This window comes from Streptomyces sp. NPDC003697 (genome assembly GCF_053587115.1).
Genome location: NZ_JBSFNN010000081.1, coordinates 13440 through 31992 on the forward strand (window position 1 = coordinate 13440; position 18553 = coordinate 31992).

The following is an 18553-nucleotide window of genomic DNA, read 5'->3' on the forward strand; positions in this document are numbered from 1 at the left end:
CCATCAGGCAGCATGTCGTCCATGTCCGTACTCACGCGCGACGAAGCGCAGACCCGTGCCCAGCTCCTCGACGTCCACCACTACACGATCGACCTCGATCTGACGGCCGGGGACGAGACCTTCGACTCCCTGACCGTCATCCGGTTCACCGTGCGTGCGGGCCAGGACGTCACGGACACGTTCGTCGAGCTGAAGCCCGCCGAACTGCGCTCCGCCGCCCTCGACGGGAAGCCCCTGGACCCGGCGGCCCTGACCGGCAACCGCCTGCTCCTGAACGACCTCGCCCCCGGCGCGCACGAGCTGCGCGTGGACGCCTCCATGCGCTACTCGCGCACCGGCGAGGGCATGCACCGCTTCACCGACCCCTCCGACGGCGAGACCTACGTCTACACCCAGCTCTTCCTGGACGACGTGCAGCGGGTCTTCGCCGCCTTCGACCAGCCCGACCTCAAGGCCGTCTTCGACGTCACCGTCAAGGCCCCCGCCGGCTGGACCGTCCTCGCCAACGGCGTCACCGAGCACACCGGCGACGGCGTCTGGAAGGCCGCGACCACCCCCCGCATCTCCACCTACCTGGTCGCCGTCGCCGCCGGCCCCTGGCACTCCGTGCGCACCGAGCACCGCGGCCTGCCCTTCGGCATCCACTGCCGCCGCTCCCTCGCCCCCCACCTCGACGCCGACGCCGACGAGATCCTCGACGTCACACGCGCCTGCTTCGACCGGTACCACGAGAAGTTCGACGAGCCCTACCCCTTCGACTCCTACGACCAGGCGTTCGTCCCCGAGTTCAACGCCGGCGCCATGGAGAACCCCGGCCTGGTCACCTTCCGCGACGAGTTCGTCTTCCGCTCCGCCGTCACCGACACCGAACGCCAGACCCGCGCCATGGTCATCGCCCACGAGATGGCCCACATGTGGTTCGGCGACCTCGTCACCCTCCGGTGGTGGGACGACATCTGGCTCAACGAGTCCTTCGCCGAGTACATGGGCTACCAGACCACCGCCGAGGCCACCAGGTTCACCGACACCTGGACGGACTTCGGCGTCACCCGCAAGCCCTGGGGCTACGACGCCGACCAGCGCCCCTCCACCCACCCCGTCGCCCCCGACGCCGTCGGCGACACCGCCTCCGCGCTGCTCAACTTCGACGGCATCTCCTACGCCAAGGGCGCCTCCGCCCTGCGCCAGCTGGTGGCCTGGCTCGGCGAGAAGGACTTCCTCGCCGGCATCAACACCCACTTCGCCCGCCACCGCTTCGCCAACGCCACCCTCGCCGACTTCATCGACTCCCTCGCCTCCGCCACCGAACGCGACGTCCACGCCTGGGCCGACGCGTGGCTGCGCACCACCGGCGTCGACCGGATCACCGCCTCCGTCGACTCCCGCCCCGGCCACTGGACCCTCACCCTCGACCACGACGGCAGCCGCCCCCACCGCGTCACCGTCGGCGTCTACGACCGCGACCTCGGCGACGGCCGCGCCCTGGTGCTGCGGGAACGGCACGAGACCGACATCCCGCAGGACAGCGACCCGCAGCCCCGCCCCGGCACCCACCCCGCCCTCGTCGTCCCCAACGACCAGGACCTCACCTACGCCAAGATCCGCCTCGACGAGACGTCCCTGGAGACCGCCCTGCGCGGCCTGTCCGGCATTCCCGACGGACTCACCCGCGCCGTCGTCTGGAACACCCTGCGCGACATGGTCCGCGACGGCGAACTCGCCCCGGCCGACTACCTGTCGACGGCCGCCGCCCACCTCACCGAAGAGACCGAACTCGCCGTCGTCGAGGGCGTCCTCGGCTTCGCCACCACGCAGCTCGCCGACCGGTACGTCACCGCCGGGCAGCGCCCCGCCGCACTCACCTCGCTCGCCTCCCTGTGCCGCGCCCTCATCCGCCGCACCGAGGACGGCGAGGCCCCCGGCCTGCGCCTGACCGCCGTCCGCCACTTCATCGACGTCGCCGCCCACCCCGACACCATCGCCGCCTGGCTCGCCGAGGGAACCGTCCCCGGCGGCCCCGAACTCGACCCCGAACTGCGCTGGCGCATCCTGTGCCGCCTCGCCGTCCTCGGCGCCACCGACGAGAGCGCGATCGCCGCCGAACTCGAACGCGACCCCAGCGCCACCGGCCGCGAGGGCGCCGCCCGCTGCCGGGCCGCCCTGCCCGACGCGGACGCCAAGCGCCGCGCCTGGGAGGAGATGTTCACGGGCGACCAACTGTCGAACTACCTGTTCACCGCGACCGCCCAGGGCTTCTGGCAGCCAGAGCAGGCCGACCTCGTCAGGGAGTACGTCCCCCGGTACTACCGGGACGCGGTCGCCCTCGCCGCCCGGCGCGGCTCCGCCATCGCCGACGCCGCCGGCCGCTGGGCCTTCCCCGCCCACGCCGTCGACGCCGAGAACCTGCGCCTCGGCCAGGCCTGCCTGCGCGACGCCGACCCGATCCCCTCCCTGCGCCGCAAGCTCACCGACCAACTCGACGACCTCGCACGGGCGCTGCGCGTCAGGGAGGCATAGGACCACACCCACGGGGCGCGGCCGGCGCCCGGCCGAACCACCCCGCCACCGCGTGCCCCGGCCCCGGACGGGTGCGACCGCACCACCCGCCCGGGGCGCCGCGACCTCGCGGTCCTGCGCCGTGGTGCTGGTGCCCCGCGCCGGGCCTCGCCGCCCCGCGCCGGGCCTCGCCGCCCCGCGCCGGGCCTGGCCGCCCCGCGCCGCCTCGTCCCGGGTCGCGTCTTGACGGGCCACCTGGCGTGGCGTCACCGGGTCCCGCCACACGGTGGCTCCGGTCCTCCGGAGGGCGGCCGCGGGGTGGACCGGTGCCGCGTGTCGCCGGCCTGCCCGGGCAGGGCGTTCCGCGCCGCCCTGCCCGGGCCCCGCACCCGGCGGTACCCCCTTTCGGGTTCCGATCGCCGGGCATTCCGGGCGCGTCGGGCCCCCCGCGTACAAGCTGGACTCCCACTGCCGCCGTGCGCTCCCGGAGGACAGCCCGTGAGTACTCCGCCCCTCGCCTCGGCCCCCGGGGGCCCTCACGCCCTGCGGCCCCTGGTCGACACCGTGCTCGACGCCCTGGACAGCGGCCGGCGTGCCCGCGGGGGGCCGCTGCCCGCAGGCGGGCCCCGGGCGGTCGCCGCCCGGCTGCGGGAGGCGGTGGGCGAGATCCTCCCCGACCACGGCGACCCCGACGCCCTGCGCACCCTCGTGCACGCCCTCGCCGAAGGCGCCGCCGACCCCGCCGACCCCCTGTGCGCCGCCCACCTGCACTGCCCTCCCCTCGCCGTCGCCACCGCCGCCGACCTCGCCGCCACCGCCCTCAACCCCTCCCTGGACTCCTGGGACCAGGCCCCGGCGGCCTCCGCACTCGAGGCCCTGGTCACCCGCGAACTCGCCCACGAGGCCGGCCTCGCCGACGCCGTCGTCACCACCGGCGGCACCGAGTCCAACCACCTCGCCCTCCTGCTCGCCCGCGAGGCCCACGGCGGCACCGTCCAACTCGTCCACGGCGCCAACGCCCACCACTCACTGCCCCGCGCCGCCTGGCTGCTCGGCCTGCCCGGGCCCGTCGTCGTCCCCGCCCCCACCGGCACCATCGACCTCACCGCCCTGCACGCCACCCTCACCGACCTGACCGGCCTGCGCGGCGCCCTCCTCGTCGTCGCCACCGCGGGCACCACCGACGCCGGTCTCATCGACCCGCTCCCCGAGACCGCCGCACTGTGCGCCGCCCACGGCGCCCGCCTCCACATCGACGCCGCGCACGGCGGCGGCCTGCTGTTCAGCCCCCGGCACCGGGACAAGCTCACCGGTCTCGAAGCCGCCGACACCGTCACCCTGGACCTGCACAAACTCGGCTGGCAGCCGGTCGCCGCCGGTCTGCTCGCCGTCCGCCGCCCCCACGACCTCGACGTCCTGCACCACCGCGCCGACTACCTCAACCCCGACGACGACACCGAAGCCGGCCTCCCCGACCTCCTCGGCCGCTCTCTGCGCACCACCCGCCGCCCCGACATCTTCAAGATCGCCGTCACACTGAAGACGCTCGGCAGAACCGGCCTCGGCGCCCTCGTCGACCAGGTCTGCGCCCGCGCCCGCGAGTTCGCCGGCCTGGTCCGTGACCACCCCGGCTTTGAACTCCACGACCGGCCCACCATCAGCACCGTCCTCTTCCGGCCCACGGACGCCCCCGACCACGCCGTCGCCGCCGCCCGCCGCCGACTCCTCACCGAAGGCCGCGCCGTCCTCGGCCGCGCCCGGCTCGACGACCGGCTGTGGCTCAAGGCCACCTTCCTCAACCCGGACGTCCGGCCCGACGACCTGGCCGCCCTCCTGAAACTGGTGGAAGGAACCACATCTTGACGATCCCCACCGAGCACCTCGCGCACCACACCCCCGAGACACCCCGCGACCTGGTCGGCATCGGCATCGGACCGTCCAACCTCTCCCTCGCCGCCCTCGCCCACCCGCTTCACCCGCTCGACACCGTCTTCTACGACCAGCGCCCCGGCTTCAACTGGCACCCCGGCCTGCTCATCGACGGCGCCACCGTCCAAGTCCCCTTCCTCGCCGACCTGGTCACCCTCGCCGACCCCACCAGCCGCTGGTCCTTCCTCAACTACCTCAAGGCCCGCGACCGGCTGTTCCCCTTCTACTTCGCCGAGCGCTCCCACGTCCTGCGCGCCGAGTACGACGCCTACTGCCGCTGGGTGTCCGAGAACCTCCCCGGCCTCCGCTTCGGCCACCGGGTCGACACCGTCCGCTGGAGTCCCGAACACCACTGCTTCGAAGTCGACTTCACCCGGCTCCACCCCGACGGCGACACCCGGGCCGCCGGCCGCACCCACACGAGAAACGTCGTCCTCGGCATCGGCACCGCACCGTACGTCCCCGAACCCCTCAGACCCCTCGCCGACGTCCCCGGCAGCCCCGTCGTGCACGCCGCCGACTACCTCGATCACCGCGACACCCTCCTCGCCGCCGGCCACGTCACCGTCGTCGGCTCCGGTCAGTCGGGTGCCGAGGTCTTCCTCGACCTGCTCCGTCACCGCCCCGCCGGCCGCGAGCGCCTCCACTGGATCGGCCGCACCCCCGCCTTCGCCCCCATGGAGTACTCCAGACTCGGCCTGGAGCACTTCACACCCGACTACGCCCGCTACTTCCACGCCCTCGCCGAACCCGTCCGCGACCGGCTCGCCGCCTCCCAGTGGCAGCTGAACAAGGGCATCGACGCCGGCACCATCGCCGCCATCCACGACGAGCTCTACCGGCGCACCCCCCACGGCGGCTGGCCCGACGCCGTCCTCACCCCCGGCGTTCGCGTCCGCACCGCCGGCCGCGTCGCCGCCACCCGGATCGAGCTCCACCTCGAACACATCGAGCAGGACACCCGTACCCGCCTCACCACCGACGCCGTCGTCCTCGCCACCGGCTACCGCGAACGCCCCCTCACCCGCCTCCTCGCCGCCCTCGACCCCCACCTGGCCCGCGACACCGGCGGCCGCCCCCGCGTCGACGAGCACCACCGCCTCGTCCTCGCCCCCTCCGTCGCCGCCACCGGCTGCCGGATCTACGTCCAGAACGCCGGACTGCACACCCACGGCGTAGGCGCCCCCGACCTCGGCCTCGCCGCCTGGCGCAGTGCCACCATCCTCAACACCGTCGCCGGCGAACTCACCGGCGAGCAGCCCTACCCCCTGCCCGCCCGCACCGCCTTCACCACGTTCGGCCTCCAGCCCCACCCCCAGCTCCCCGCCACCCGGCAGAGCCCGACCCTCGTCCCCCTCGTCGACCACCGGTAGGACCAGCCACCCGCCCCCGGGCGGACGTGCCCCGAACCAGGCGCACAGCACACGCCGGGAACAAGCCGGCGGCGCCGGCACGCACATCGCGCGCCGGCGCCGCCGGCCCGTCACCTCACCGCGTCACCGCGACGGCCCTCACGGGAACATCGGCGTGCCGTTCCGCGTCAGCCGCCAGTCCACCGACGCGAAGTCCCGCGGGTCCAGCACACCCTTCGCGGTCACCCACTCCGCGATGCGCGTACGGATCTCCGTCGACTCCGACCACAGCTCCTTCGCCGACGCCACGTGCGGAAACGCGCCACCGCCGTTGGCACGGTAGTTGTTCACCGCCAGCACGAACTGCTGCGCGTCGTCCACCGCCACACCACCGAACCTCAGGTTCCGGATCCGTGCGCCCGCCGGCTGTGCCACGTCGATGTCGTACGTGAACCCCGACACGTAGTCGTAGTTGTAGTCCGGACGGTTGTTCGCGTTCGTCAGCTTCTCGACGTCCACCGGCGCATCCGCCGGCGTCTGCACGTAGTACTCCGCGGAGTACTCCAGGTACGCCCGCAGCTGCCCGCCCGTCATCAGCTTCGCGACCAGCGTGTTGTCGTACACGTACAGGCTCGACAGGTCCCGGATCGTCACCTGCCCGGCCGGGATCTCCGACGTCCGCGAGAACGGCGACGCCTGGGACACCACCGGCAGCGACGCGTACTCCGTGCCCGCCAGCGCCGCCTTGACCACGTCCTCCTGGACCTTCGTGATCAGGTCGATGATCGGGGCGTCCTTGTACCGCGCGTCCACCGTCGTCAGCGTCTCAGTCGCGGAGCCGACGACCTGGTTGACGTACTCCACCACCGTCGCGTGCTCGTCCGTCAGCAGCTTCGTGATCCTCGGGTCGTCGACGACCGTCCTGGAGTCGCGCAGCGACGCGGAGACCGACTCGACCTCCCAGCGCCCCTTGTCAAACACCAGCTCGATGTCGAACAGGGTCATCCGCTCGGCGTAGCACAGCGGCTCCGACAGCACGACCGTCTTCCCGGTCCGCTCGTTGACGACCTTCAGCTCAGGGATCTCCAGGTGCGCGTGTCCCACCAGGATCGCGTCGATACCCGGCACCTGCCGCGCCACGTTCGCCGCCGAGTTCTCCACGTACGGCAGCTGATCACCCCACGACGACGTCCCCGACGCCCCCGAGTGCGCCGACACCACGACCACGTCCGCACCCATCGAACGCAGCTTCGGCACCCACTTCGCGGCCTGCTCCTCCAGACCCGGGAACGTCAGCCTCCCCTGCACGTACGCCTTGTCCCAGATCGCGATGCCCGGGTTCGTCAGACCCAGCACCGCCACCTTCACCGGCTTCGCGCACCCCGGCGCGTGGAACGTCTTCATGACGTACGGCGGGAAGGCCGGCCGCAGCGTCCTCGCGTCCAGCGCGTTGGCCCCCAGCAGGGGGAAGTCGCACTGCTCCTCGAACTTCCGCAGCGTCTCGATGCCGTAGTTGAACTCGTGGTTCCCCAGCGCCACCGCGTCGTACCCGATCGCGTTCATGGCCTGCGCCATCGGGTGCACCGGACCGCCCTCGGCGGTGATCGGGTCCACCTTCGCGTAGTAGTACGTCAGAGGGGTGCCCTGAATCGTGTCACCCGCGTCGATCAGCAGCGTGTTGCGGCGGCCCTTCTCCTCACGGACCTCGTTCACCAGCGTCGAGATCCGCGCCAGGCCGAGCGCGTTGCCCGCCCTGTCGGAGTACTCCACGTCCTTGAAGTAGTCCCAGTTGAAGACATGGCCGTGCAGGTCGGTGGTGCCCATGACGGTCAGGGAGTACCGCTTCCCGGGCCTGCCCGGCTTCTCCGCCTCGGCAGCCTGCGCCGCCGGAGCCGGCGCCGCGCCGACGAGGGCGACCCCCGCCCCGGTCACCGCGGACTTCTTCAGGAACTTCCGGCGATTCAACGGCATCTGAGGCTCTCCTCGGGAAAAGGACGACAACGCGCGTAGATTCTGACCCGGTCACGACCAGCAGCAACAGGCCCCGCAGGTTGCGATCTGATGACCCGCAGGGAAGTGGAACCGGCCACGGGCAGCAGACCGCTACGTACGGCCGCCGGACGGTCGCCGCGGCGCCTCCGGCACTCGGACCCCGGTCGCGGCACGTCCAGGCCCAGGTCACCGGCGCTCCCGCCACGCCACCGGCCCACTCCGGCCACCGGGCGGCGGCCGCGAGCGTCACCCCAACAGCCGTCACCTGCTCGGAGGAGCGGCCACCCGCACACTTCAACACTTGTCAACGTCCCTTCACCCAAAGGACGTTGAGTAGTCACGTCACTCCACGGCTCTACCCGCCGGTAAGCCCTAGGCTCGGAGCATGCGCCGAGCCAAAATCGTCTGCACCCTGGGGCCCGCCACCGACTCGTACGACCAGATCAAGGCACTGGTCGAAGCCGGAATGGACGTCGCCCGCTTCAACCTCAGCCACGGCGAACACACCGAACACGAGGAGCGCTACCAGCACGTCCGCAGGGCCGCCGACGAAACCGGCCGCAGCGTCGGCGTCCTCGCCGACCTTCAGGGCCCGAAGATCAGACTCGGCCGATTCCGCGAAGGGCCCGTACTCCTCGAACGCGGCGACACCTTCACCATCACCGTCGAGGAAGGCGTCGAAGGCGACCGCCACATCTGCGGAACCACCTACTCCGGCCTCGCCGACGACGTCGCCCCCGGCGAACGCATCCTCGTCGACGACGGCAGGGTCTGCCTCGACGTCACCCGGGTCGACGGCCCCCGTGTCCACACCCGGGTGGCCGAAGGCGGCATGGTCTCCGACCACAAGGGACTCAACCTCCCCGGCGTCGCCGTCTCCGTGCCCGCCCTGTCCAAAAAGGACGAGGAGGACCTCCGCTGGGCCCTCCACACCGGATTCGACGTCATCGCCCTGTCGTTCGTCCGCAGCGGCCGCGACATCAGGGACGTCCACCGCATCATGGACGACGAGGGCCGCCGGCTCCCCGTCATCGCCAAGGTCGAGAAACCCCAGGCCGTCGAGAACATCGACGACATCGTCGCCGCCTTCGACGGCATCATGGTCGCCCGCGGCGACCTCGGCGTCGAAATGCCCCTCGAACAAGTACCGATCGTCCAGAAACGCGCCATCAAACTCGCCAGGCGCAACGCCAAGCCGGTCATCGTGGCGACCCAGATGCTCGACTCGATGATCGACGCCTCACGCCCCACCAGGGCCGAGGCCAGCGACGTCGCCAACGCCGTCATCGACGGCACCGACGCCGTCATGCTCTCCGGCGAGACCAGCGTCGGCAAGTACGCCGTCGAAACCGTCCGCACCATGGCCCGCATCGTCGAAGCCGCCGAGGAGGACCTCCTCGCCCAGGGCCTCCCCCCGCTCACCGAGAAGAACAAGCCCCGCACCCAGGGCGGCGCCGTGGCACGCGCCGCCGCCGAGATGGGCGACTTCCTCGGCGCGACCTTTCTGGTCGCCTTCACCCAGTCGGGCGACACCGCCCGCCGCCTCTCCCGCTACCGCTCACCCATCCCGCTGCTGGCCTTCACCCCAGAACCGGCCACGCGCTCCCAGCTCAGCCTCACCTGGGGCGCCGAGACCTTCCTCGGCCCGCACGTCGACTCCACCGACGCGATGGTCGACCAGGTCGACGAGCTGCTGTTGCGGTACGGCCGCTGCCGGCGGGGCGACGTGGTGGTCATCACCGCGGGCTCGCCCCCGGGGGTGTCCGGCTCGACCAACATGGTCCGTGTCCACCGCATCGGGGAGGACGACAACGCGAGGTAGAGCGGCTCAGTACTTGGGGCCGACGTGGGCGTCCATCAGGGCCACGGAGGCTCTGCGGGCGACGGAGATGTTGTACGGATTGCCGTTCCGGGCGCAGTGGGTCCACTCCACACCGAGTTTCTCGAGGGTGTCCGTGCACAGCCGCCGGATGTCCTCGGAGACATTGGTGAAAAAATAGCGGGGGTATTCGTACCGCTTGCGCTCGCCGCCGACGAGGCGGGTCGTCCAGTTCGTGATCCGGCAGCCGTCGGAGTGGATCAGGCCGCGGACGAAATCCCAGGGATGCGCGTCGACGATCTCCTGCTGCCAGGACTCGAGAACGATCCGCCGCTCGTGCTTCCTGCCGGGGCCGTGCTGGGGGAAGAGGCGGGGCCAGTGTGGGGAGTAGCTGGTCACCATCGCGCAGCCCTGCTTTTGGAGCGTGTAGACACCGACGCCGGGGCGTACATCCGTGATGGCCTCGCGGCACAAGCGCATGAGTCCGGGCCATGTGTCGGCGCAGGCGATTCTGAGGTAATAGCCGCTGCGCGGGTGCGGACTGATGCATCCGTCACCCAGATAGAGACCCAGAAGATACGCGTAGGCGCGATCGTCGGAAGGGGGGCCGGGGTCGAGGGGCGCCATGCGGGGCAGTGGCTCAAGGCGGTCCTGCCAGGAACGGATCGCGGCGCGTGAGATTCCGGTCTCCCGGCTGACAGAGTTGAGGCTGCGCCCCTGCGCAACCAGAGACAAGGCTCGTTTACGTGTGCTGAGGTCGTACATGTGGACACTCTCCGGGAGCGGTCCCCGCGACACGCAGCAAAAAGCGGATGTTCACGAGAAGGTGAGCATCCGCTTGCGAAGTGACGACCTTCGATTCGAAGGAAAAGTGCCCCGGGTCGGATTCGAACCGACACTGTATGGGTTTTGAATCCATTGCCTGCTGCCAATTGGGCTACCGGGGCCTAACGAATCGAAGGTTCCCCCTGACCCGTTGCCCGACCACCTTACCGCAGCTAGGTAGGCTCTTGGGAGCACTACCTGCCCGCCCTGGAACGAGGAGCGCCCCCGTGACCGCCGAGTCGCCCCAGCCCGTAGACCTGTCCGACGACGACAAGTCGCACGTGCCTCCGCTGACCACCCGCGTCGTCATCGCCGAGGACGAGGCGCTGATCCGGCTGGATCTCAAGGAGATGCTGGAGGAGGAGGGCTACTCGGTCGTCGGCGAGGCCGGTGACGGCGAGCGGGCCGTGGAGCTGGCCCGGGAGCACCGGCCGGACCTGGTGATCCTGGACGTGAAGATGCCGAAGCTCGACGGCATCTCGGCGGCGGAGCGGATCGCGGAGGAGCGGATCGCCCCCGTCCTGATGCTCACCGCCTTCTCTCAGCGCGACCTGGTGGAGCGGGCGCGGGACGCCGGTGCGATGGCGTACCTGGTGAAGCCGTTCAGCAAGAGTGACGTGGTGCCGGCGATCGAGATGGCGGTCTCGCGGTTCACGGAGCTGAAGGAGCTGGAGAAGGAGGTCGCTGACCTCACGCAGCGGCTGGAGACGCGGAAGCTGGTGGACCGCGCGAAGTCGATCCTGCAGACGGAGTACGGGCTGACGGAGCCGGCGGCGTTCCGGTGGATCCAGAAGACGTCGATGGATCGCCGTATGTCGATGCAGCAGGTGGCGGAGGCGGTCATCCAGGACAGCGAGGAGAAGAAGGCGGCGAAGGCCGACGGCCGGGACTGACCCCCGCGCGCGCCGCGTGCGGCGAGGCCCGCGTCCCTGGTGCTCGGGGGCGCGGGCCTCGTCGTGTCCGGGTCCTGGTCGTCAGTCCTCGCCGAGGTAGGCCTTGCGGACGGATTCGTCGTGCAGCAGGTCCTGTCCGGTGCCGGAGAGGACGATGCTGCCGACTTCCATGACGTGGCCGTGGTCGGCGAGGGAGAGGGCCGCCTGGGCGTTCTGCTCGACGAGCAGGATGGTGGTGCCCTCGGACTTGAGCTCGGCGATGGTGGCCATGATCTTCTGCATCATGATCGGGGAGAGGCCCATGGAGGGTTCGTCGAGCATGAGCAGTTTGGGCTGGGACATGAGGGCCCGGCCCATGGCGAGCATTTGCTGCTCTCCGCCGGAGAGGGTGCCGGCGGCCTGCTTCCTGCGTTCTCCGAGGATGGGGAAGAGGTCGTAGGCGCGCTGGATGTCCTTTTCGATGCCGGCCTTGTCGCTGCGCAGGAACGCGCCGAGGCGGAGATTGTCCTCGATCGTCATGCGCGGAAAGATGTGCCGCCCTTCGGGGGAGTGGGCGAGTCCGAGGGAGACGATCTGGTGGGCCGGGTACTTCTTCAGCGATTTGCCGTTGAACTTGATCTGGCCGCCGACCGGCTTGAGGAGGCCGGAGAGGGTGCGCAGGGTGGTCGTCTTGCCGGCGCCGTTGGTGCCGATGAGGGTGACGACTTCGCCGGCCTCCACCTTGAACGAGATGCCCTTGACGGCTTCGATCTTGCCGTAGGCGACCCGGAGGTCCTCGACTTCGAGCAGGGTGGTCATCGGTCGTTCTCCTTGCCGGGCGCGTCGTCCGTCGTGGTCTCGGCGTGGGCTTCGGCGGCCTCGACCTCGGCGGCTTCCTCGGAGCCGGGGGCGTTCTCGAAGGGTTCACCGAGGTAGGCGGCGATGACGCGGTCGTCGCCCTGGACGGTGGCGGGGTCGCCCTCGATGAGCTTCTGGCCCTGGACGAGGACGGCGACGCGGTCGCAGAGGTTGAAGATGAACCGCATGTCGTGCTCGATGACGAGGACCGCGATGCCCATGTCGCGGATGGCGAAGACGAGTTCTTCGGTGGCGCGGGTCTCCTGGGGGTTCATGCCGGCGGTGGGTTCGTCGAGGAGCAGCAGGCCGGGTTCGCTGGCGAGGGCGCGGGCGATCTCGAGTTTGCGCTGCTCGCCGTAGGGGAGGTTGCGGGCGAGGTGTTCGGCCTTGGCGGCGAGGCCGACGAACTCGAGGAGTTCCATGGCGCGTTTCCGGGAGGCGGCTTCGGCCTTGTGGAAGCCGGGGCCGCGCAGGACGGCGGACCAGAAGCCTTCCTTGGTGCGGGTGTGGCGGCCGACGAGGACGTTCTCCAGGACCGTCATGTTGGCGAACAGGCGGATGTTCTGGAAGGTGCGCGCGATGCCGGCGGCGGTGACCTTGAAGGACTGGGGCGGCAGGACGGTGCCCTGGTAGCGGACCTCGCCCTCGGTGGGGACGTAGAGGCCGGTGAGGCAGTTGAAGAAGGTGGTCTTGCCGGCGCCGTTGGGTCCGATGAGGCCGACGATCTCTCCGCTGTTGACGGTGAGGTCGACGTCGCGGACCGCGGTGAGGCCGCCGAAGCGCATGGTGACGCCGCGGGCGTCGAGCACGGTGGTGCCGGTGGCGTCGCCGGGTGCGGCGTTCGTGGTGGTGGTGTCGGTGGTCATGGTGGTCAGGCCCCTGTCTTGCCGAGGACTGTGGGCGCTTCGGCCTCGTCGTGGAATTCGAGCTGGCGGCGCCGGTTGGGGATGAGGCCCTCGGGACGGAAGCGCATCAGCAGGATGAGGGCGAGTCCGAAGGCGAAGAGCTGGTAGTCGCCGAGGAACTGGAGCTTGTTGGGGATGAGGAACAGCAGGGCCGCGCCGATGAGCGGGCCACTGATGGTGCCCATGCCGCCGAGGACGACCGCGGCGAGGAGGAACGCGGAGTTGGGCGGGATGGGGCCGGCGAAGAGGTACTGCTCGGGGGTGACGGTGTAGGTCACGTGGGCCTGGACGGTGCCGGCGAGGCCGGCGAGGGAGGCGCCGACGGCGAAGGCGACGAGCTTGACGCGGAAGCCGTTGATGCCCATGGCGAGGGCGGCGGTCTCGTCCTCGCGGATGGCGACCCAGGCGCGGCCGATGCGGGAGTCGCCGCTGCGCCGGAAGACCAGGACGACGACGGCGGTGACGAGGAGCATCAGGAAGAAGTAGTTGGCGAACCGGCCGATGGTGAAGCCGGCGATGTCGTGCTGGGTGCCGAAGTCGAATCCGAGGATGTCCAGGTTGGGGATGGAGGAGATGCCGTTGGATCCGTTGGTGACGTCGGGGCCGGAGGTGCCGTCGAGGTTGTTGACGGTGATGCGGAAGATCTCACCGAAGCCGAGGGTGACGATGGCCAGGTAGTCGCCGCGCAGCCGGAGGGTCGGGGCGCCGATGAGGACGCCGAAGACGAGGGAGGCGGCGGTTCCGACGAGGACGGCCGCCCAGAAGGGGAAGTGGACGTCGAGCGGGGAGTTGGGGGAGCCGGAGACGAGGGCCGCGGCGTAGGCGCCGACGCCGAGGAAGGCGACGTAGCCGAGGTCGAGGAGGCCGGCGAGGCCGACGACGATGTTCAGGCCGAGGGCGACGGTGGCGAAGATGAGGATGTAGACGCCGACGGTGGCGTACTGGTCGTCGGTCTGGGTGAAGGGGAACAGCGCCGCCGCGACGAAGGCGCCGCAGATGGTGATGTTCTGGTGCCGGGCGGTGATCTGGGAGGCCTGGCTGATGAGGCCGGACTTGTTGAGGGCGGCGAAGCCGAAGCCGGCGGTGATGAGGAAGCCGACGAACAGTTCGTCGTACTCGGTGCCGATGCCGTAGGTGAAGACGAGGAGGCCGAGTGCCAGGACGGCGACGATGATCAGGATTTCGGCGTAGGAGGGCAGGGCGGGGGCGGGGCGTGCCGTGCCGGCGGCGAAGGCGGCCTTGAGGGTCTGCCAGCCGTGTCCGGCCCGGTGGGTGAAGCGGGCCCAGGGGGTGTCGTCGGGGTCGACGGGATCGGCCTGGGGTCGCTGGAAGGGGAGGGCGAGGGCGCCGAGGAGTGTGGCGAGGCCGGCGACGGCGACCACGTAGCCACCGGGTTCGAGGTTGACGGCTCCGCCGAGTTCCACGCTGATCGCGATGACCGCGTACCAGGCGGTTGCGAAGGTGGCGACGGCGGCGAACTTGATGGCGCCGTCGGCGCCCGCGGGGGTGAGCCAGCCCAGGCCGCGGATGCCGTAGGAGGCGAGGCAGAACAGGGTGGTCAGGGCGGCGGCGACGAGGACGAGGACCTGGAGGCCGCCGGGGTAGCCGTAGACGGTGAGGTCGCCGGGGAAGGACGCGGTCCAGGTCCAGGCCAGGAAGGTGGACAGGACGGTGAGGATCGCGCCGCCGGTGGCGAGGGCGCGGCCGATGTGCGGCGGGATGCCGACGAGGCCGGTGGCGGCGCCGGCGGTCTGCGGGGTTTCCGGTGCGGTGGTCTGTGTGGTCATCGGTGTCACGCCCTGTCCGCGACGCGTTCGCCGAGCAGGCCCTGGGGCCTGAACAGCAGTACGAGGATGAGGAGTACGAAGGCCCAGACGTTGGCCCAGGACTGGCTGCCGAACTGGTCCATGCCGGGGAGGTCGGCGATGTAGGCGGTGGCGAGGGTTTCCGCCACGCCGAGGACGACGCCGCCGATCATGGCTCCGTAGATGTTGCCGATGCCGCCGAGGACGGCGGCGGTGAACGCCTTGAGGCCGAGGATGAAGCCCATGCGGTAGTCGATCTGGCCGTACTTGAGGCCGTAGGCGACGCCGCCGACGGCGGCGAACGTGGCGCCGAGGGCGAAGGCGACCACGATGATGCGGTCGGTGTTGATGCCCATGAGCTTGGCGGTGTCGGGGTCCTGGGCGGTGGCCTGCATGCCGCGTCCGGTGCGGGTCTTCATGACGAAGTAGGCGAGGACGGCCATGCTGAGGGGGGCGGCGACGAGCAGGAAGATGTCACCGGTCTGGATGGTGACGTCGCCGAGGTGGAAGGGACCGCCGTCGATCTGGGGGAAAGTCCGGGCGGACTTGGCGTGGGGGTACCAGGCCCAGACCGCCTGCTGCAGGGCGAGGGAGAGGCCGATGGCGGTGATGAGCGGGGCCAGACGCGGGGCGCCGCGCAGAGGGCGGTAGGCGAACCGTTCCGCTCCCACGGCGACGAGGACGGCGACCAGGACGGCGCCGATGAGCATGAGCGGCAGGGCCACCCACATGGAGGTGCCGTCGGGCACCACCCAGAGGTAGACCGAGAGCGCCCCGAAGGCCCCGGTCATGAAGATCTCGCCGTGGGCGAAGTTGATGAGCTGGACGATGCCGTAGACCATTGTGTAGCCGATGGCGACCAGCCCGTACATGGATCCCAGTAGCAGGCCGTTGACCAGCTGCTGCGGCAGTTCGTTCACCGCATGTCCTCCGAGACGTTCGGATGAGTTCGACGGATGGGGCCGGATGCGAGTGCGCGCGGGGCGCCAGTGGAACAGCGCCCCGCGCGGCTCGTGGTGGTGCTGGGCGGGTCGGATCAGCCGGTGTACGTTCCGGACTTGACCGGCTTCCAGGTCCCGTTCTCGACGGCGTACACGGTGAGCTGCTTGTTGGTGGCGTCTCCGAACTCGTCGAAGGACACCTTGCCGGTGACTCCGTCGAAGGTGACGCCCTGCATGGCCTCGGTGACCTTGGCGCGGGCGTCGTCGGGCAGCTTGCCGTCGTTGTCGTCGACGACCTTCTTCACGGCCTCGATGATCGCCCAGGCGGAGTCGTAGGAGTAGCCGCCGTAGGCCTCGTACGCGTCCTTGTAGCCGCCGTTCTTGTAGTTGGCGACGAACTCCTTGGCGGAGGGCAGCTCCTCGACGGGCGCGCCGACGGAGGTGGCGAGGTCGCCAGTGGAGCTCGGGCCGGCCAGCTTGATGAAGTCGGCGCTGTACATGCCGTCGCCGCCGACCACGGGGATCTTCGCGCCCGCGGCCTTGATCTGCTTGCTCAGCGGGCCGGACTGCGGGTATTCGCCGCCGTAGTAGACGACGTCGGCACCGGACTTCTTGACCTTGGTGGCGACCGCGGAGAAGTCCTTGGTGTCGGGGTCGATGTGCTCGGTGCCGGCGACGGTGCCGCCGAGCTTCTTGAACTCCGCGGTGAAGGTGGAGGCCAGGCCGGCCCCGTAGGTCTTCTTGTCGTCGATGACGAAGACCTTCTTCTTCTTGGAGTCGTTGAAGAGGTACTGCGCGGCGAACGGGCCCTGGATGGCGTCCGTGGTCGCGGTGCGGAAGTAGGACTTGTACGGCCGCGCCTTGGTGGTCTGCCAGTTGGTGCCCTGGGTCAGCGCCGGGTTGGTGTTGGCCGGGGAGACCTCGACCAGCTTGGCGTCGTCGAACACCTTCTGCATGGACTCGGCGACGGAGGAGTTCAGGGGGCCGACCACGCCGAGCACGTCCTTGGCGGCGACGAGCTTGGTGGCGTTCTGCTGACCGGAGGCCGGCTGGCCCTGGTCGTCGAGCGCCTGGATCTTGAACGTGACGCCCTTGACGTAGTCCTGCTTGTTGGCCGTCTTGGCGGCGAGGTCCACCGAGTTCTTGATGCCGAGGCCCAGCGCGGACAGGTCGCCGGTCAGCGGGGCGTCGACGCCGATGACGACGGTGGTGCCACCGGAGTCCTTGCCGTTGTCGCCGCTGTCGCGCGAGCCGCAGGCGGTGAGGGTCAGTGCTCCCGCCGCCAAAGCGGCGGTGATGGCGATGAGCGAACGTTGACGCACGATCAGTCCTTTCCCTGGCACAGCCGCATCCCCGTGGAAACGGCCGAGTCGAGCGCTGGGCCGAAGTGGCAATCCCACGGCGCGGTGACTGGCCGTGACTCTAGGCGGGTGTGGGGAACGTGGAGGAGGGTCTGACCGAGGCTGTGACTCTCTTGTTATGACACGACGTATTGCAGAGCGGTACCGCGTGGGGGGAACGCCGGAATTCTTGCCGGTTCGCCCTGTCCGCATGATGAGAAACCGCAGGAACCGGCCGGATGCCTTCAGGTGTATCAGCGGTTTTGCTGATTACTTGAAAGTGTTACCGCAGGGCCGCTCGCAGAGCCTCGGAGAGCGCTGCCGCATACCGCGGCCCCAGGATGAAGCTCTGGGCCTGCATTGCGCGCGTATTACGCAGAGTTACGTCCAGGAAAGGCAGCCCGGCCTTCCCGGCACTTTCCCGTATTCCGTCACATGCACGGTGATGGTGACCTTGCGTGGGGAACGGGCCTCCGCCCGGAAAGGGGTGGCCGGGCTCGGCGTCACCTCCAGGCCCGCGTACGGCTGGGAGACGCGGATGGTCTCGACCGGCGGGCCGGAGCCGACCTCGACGGCCACGTCGAAGGCGAACGTGCGAGGGGGCGCCGGCCGGTCGCATGGCCCCCGGGACGAGGTGGACGACGCGGGTGACCCGGGACGGGTACAGCGGGGCCGGCGGCGGTGGCTGCCGCGGCCAGGTCGCGTGGAGGCAGCCGGCCGTCAGTCAGGGCGACGGCGCAGGTCAGCGCGGTCAGGAAGGCTCGGCGGTGCCGCAGGTACAGGCGTCCGGGAAGTCCGTGCCCGGGACGGGAGCGGCGCCGGGGCGGGACGTGCGGCGCGTACGTGCCTTCGCCCGGCTCCACCGGGCCGACGGCGGTCACCGCCAGGGACCGCGGCCGGGCCGGCCGTCGCGGTACCGGGCCGCGCAGTCCTCCCGCGCCCGACGGGCGACCAGTTCCCGGGCGGCCGCGGCGCCCTGTCGTCGTCTCACGGACCGGGCGGCGGCCACGACCTCGCGCAGGATGTCGTACTGCGCGTCGGACAGGCCCATCGACTGGTAGTCACCGTACGTGCCGCTGTCCAGTGCCTCTCCGGACCAGTACACGACGGCCCGCGTGCACAGCTCCGCGTCCGTCGTGACACGCGGTGACGTCGTGGCCTGGGACGACGTGGGGCCGGTGCGTCCGGTGCCGCCTCCGCTTTCAGAGGCGGACGGGGCGGTACACCCCGTCACCGTTCCGCCCGTCACGAGTGCCACGGTGAGTCCGGCCGCGCACAACGCCGTCGCCGGTCCGGACATCCGCCCCCGCCCCATGCGTCGACGCTAGTGCCGCGGCAGGCAACGTTTGCCCGTCAAGGAGCGGCGTCCGGTGCGTGCTCTCGGCGTGCCGGCCGGACGCCCTCGTACTGGATGTACTC

Annotated in this window: 14 protein-coding genes and 1 tRNA gene; 5 read left to right on the forward strand and 10 right to left on the reverse strand. The window is 70.5% G+C overall.

The window, feature by feature from the left end:
- Positions 1–12: 12 nt before the first annotated feature.
- From pepN to ACWDNY_RS25500, 3 genes are all read left to right on the forward strand, one after another.
- On the forward strand, positions 13–2517 hold the full coding sequence (pepN, locus tag ACWDNY_RS25490; protein ID WP_451648114.1) for an aminopeptidase N: 2505 nt from the start codon (positions 13–15) through the stop codon (positions 2515–2517).
- A 477-nt stretch (positions 2518–2994) separates the two neighbouring features.
- Positions 2995–4359 (forward strand): pyridoxal phosphate-dependent decarboxylase family protein, encoded by a 1365-nt coding sequence (locus ACWDNY_RS25495; RefSeq protein ID WP_451648115.1) that lies wholly within the window; start codon positions 2995–2997, stop codon positions 4357–4359.
- Complete coding sequence (locus ACWDNY_RS25500) at positions 4356–5798, forward strand: lysine N(6)-hydroxylase/L-ornithine N(5)-oxygenase family protein (RefSeq protein ID WP_451648116.1); 1443 nt, start codon at positions 4356–4358, stop codon at positions 5796–5798. The genes ACWDNY_RS25495 and ACWDNY_RS25500 overlap by 4 nt, the downstream gene beginning before the upstream one ends.
- A 138-nt stretch (positions 5799–5936) precedes the next feature.
- Here the strand turns inward: ACWDNY_RS25500 and ACWDNY_RS25505 are convergent, their stop codons facing one another.
- Entirely contained in the window at positions 5937–7748 is a 1812-nt protein-coding gene (locus ACWDNY_RS25505; protein ID WP_451648117.1) for a bifunctional metallophosphatase/5'-nucleotidase, read from the reverse strand.
- Positions 7749–8154: 406 nt separating this feature from the next.
- On the opposite strand from ACWDNY_RS25505, the gene pyk reads away from it, so the two are divergent.
- Positions 8155–9591, forward strand: a complete 1437-nt coding sequence (gene pyk, locus ACWDNY_RS25510; RefSeq protein ID WP_451648118.1) for a pyruvate kinase — start codon at positions 8155–8157, stop codon at positions 9589–9591.
- A gap of 6 nt (positions 9592–9597) precedes the next feature.
- On the opposite strand, the gene ACWDNY_RS25515 is transcribed toward pyk, so the two are convergent.
- Both ACWDNY_RS25515 and ACWDNY_RS25520 read right to left on the reverse strand, forming a co-directional pair.
- The gene (locus tag ACWDNY_RS25515; protein ID WP_451648119.1) at positions 9598–10353 is read right to left on the reverse strand and encodes a transcriptional regulator; all 756 of its coding nucleotides are present in this window, start codon (positions 10351–10353) and stop codon (positions 9598–9600) included.
- A 107-nt stretch (positions 10354–10460) separates the two neighbouring features.
- Positions 10461–10535, reverse strand: a tRNA-Leu gene (locus ACWDNY_RS25520).
- Positions 10536–10640: 105 nt separating this feature from the next.
- On the opposite strand from ACWDNY_RS25520, the gene ACWDNY_RS25525 reads away from it, so the two are divergent.
- On the forward strand, positions 10641–11306 hold the full coding sequence (locus tag ACWDNY_RS25525; RefSeq protein ID WP_451648120.1) for an ANTAR domain-containing response regulator: 666 nt from the start codon (positions 10641–10643) through the stop codon (positions 11304–11306).
- 81 nt (positions 11307–11387) lie between these two features.
- On the opposite strand, the gene ACWDNY_RS25530 is transcribed toward ACWDNY_RS25525, so the two are convergent.
- The 7 genes from ACWDNY_RS25530 to ACWDNY_RS25560 all read right to left on the reverse strand — a co-directional run bounded on the left by ACWDNY_RS25530 (position 11388) and on the right by ACWDNY_RS25560 (position 18239).
- Positions 11388–12104 (reverse strand): ABC transporter ATP-binding protein, encoded by a 717-nt coding sequence (locus tag ACWDNY_RS25530; protein WP_451648121.1) that lies wholly within the window; start codon positions 12102–12104, stop codon positions 11388–11390.
- Positions 12101–13009, reverse strand: coding sequence for an ABC transporter ATP-binding protein (locus ACWDNY_RS25535; RefSeq protein WP_451648122.1), 909 nt, complete (start codon positions 13007–13009; stop codon positions 12101–12103). The genes ACWDNY_RS25530 and ACWDNY_RS25535 overlap by 4 nt, the downstream gene beginning before the upstream one ends.
- A 5-nt stretch (positions 13010–13014) precedes the next feature.
- The gene (locus tag ACWDNY_RS25540) at positions 13015–14835 is read right to left on the reverse strand and encodes a branched-chain amino acid ABC transporter permease (protein ID WP_451648123.1); all 1821 of its coding nucleotides are present in this window, start codon (positions 14833–14835) and stop codon (positions 13015–13017) included.
- 5 nt (positions 14836–14840) lie between these two features.
- Complete coding sequence (locus ACWDNY_RS25545) at positions 14841–15773, reverse strand: branched-chain amino acid ABC transporter permease (protein WP_451648124.1); 933 nt, start codon at positions 15771–15773, stop codon at positions 14841–14843.
- 116 nt (positions 15774–15889) lie between these two features.
- A complete protein-coding gene (locus tag ACWDNY_RS25550; protein ID WP_451648125.1) occupies positions 15890–17116 on the reverse strand; it encodes a branched-chain amino acid ABC transporter substrate-binding protein in 1227 nt (408 codons plus the stop codon).
- Positions 17117–17515: 399 nt separating this feature from the next.
- Entirely contained in the window at positions 17516–17713 is a 198-nt protein-coding gene (locus ACWDNY_RS25555; protein ID WP_451648126.1) for a hypothetical protein, read from the reverse strand.
- 298 nt (positions 17714–18011) lie between these two features.
- On the reverse strand, positions 18012–18239 hold the full coding sequence (locus ACWDNY_RS25560; RefSeq protein WP_451648127.1) for a hypothetical protein: 228 nt from the start codon (positions 18237–18239) through the stop codon (positions 18012–18014).
- Positions 18240–18553 lie beyond the last annotated feature (314 nt).

Coding starts and splice junctions, on each gene's coding strand:
- pepN (WP_451648114.1), top strand. CDS start 13: ATGTCGTCCATGTCCGTACTCACGCGCGACGAAGCGCAGACCCGTGCC.
- ACWDNY_RS25505 (WP_451648117.1), bottom strand. CDS start 7,748: ATGCCGTTGAATCGCCGGAAGTTCCTGAAGAAGTCCGCGGTGACCGGG.
- pyk (WP_451648118.1), top strand. CDS start 8,155: ATGCGCCGAGCCAAAATCGTCTGCACCCTGGGGCCCGCCACCGACTCG.
- ACWDNY_RS25515 (WP_451648119.1), bottom strand. CDS start 10,353: ATGTACGACCTCAGCACACGTAAACGAGCCTTGTCTCTGGTTGCGCAG.
- ACWDNY_RS25530 (WP_451648121.1), bottom strand. CDS start 12,104: ATGACCACCCTGCTCGAAGTCGAGGACCTCCGGGTCGCCTACGGCAAG.
- ACWDNY_RS25535 (WP_451648122.1), bottom strand. CDS start 13,009: ATGACCACCGACACCACCACCACGAACGCCGCACCCGGCGACGCCACC.
- ACWDNY_RS25540 (WP_451648123.1), bottom strand. CDS start 14,835: ATGACCACACAGACCACCGCACCGGAAACCCCGCAGACCGCCGGCGCC.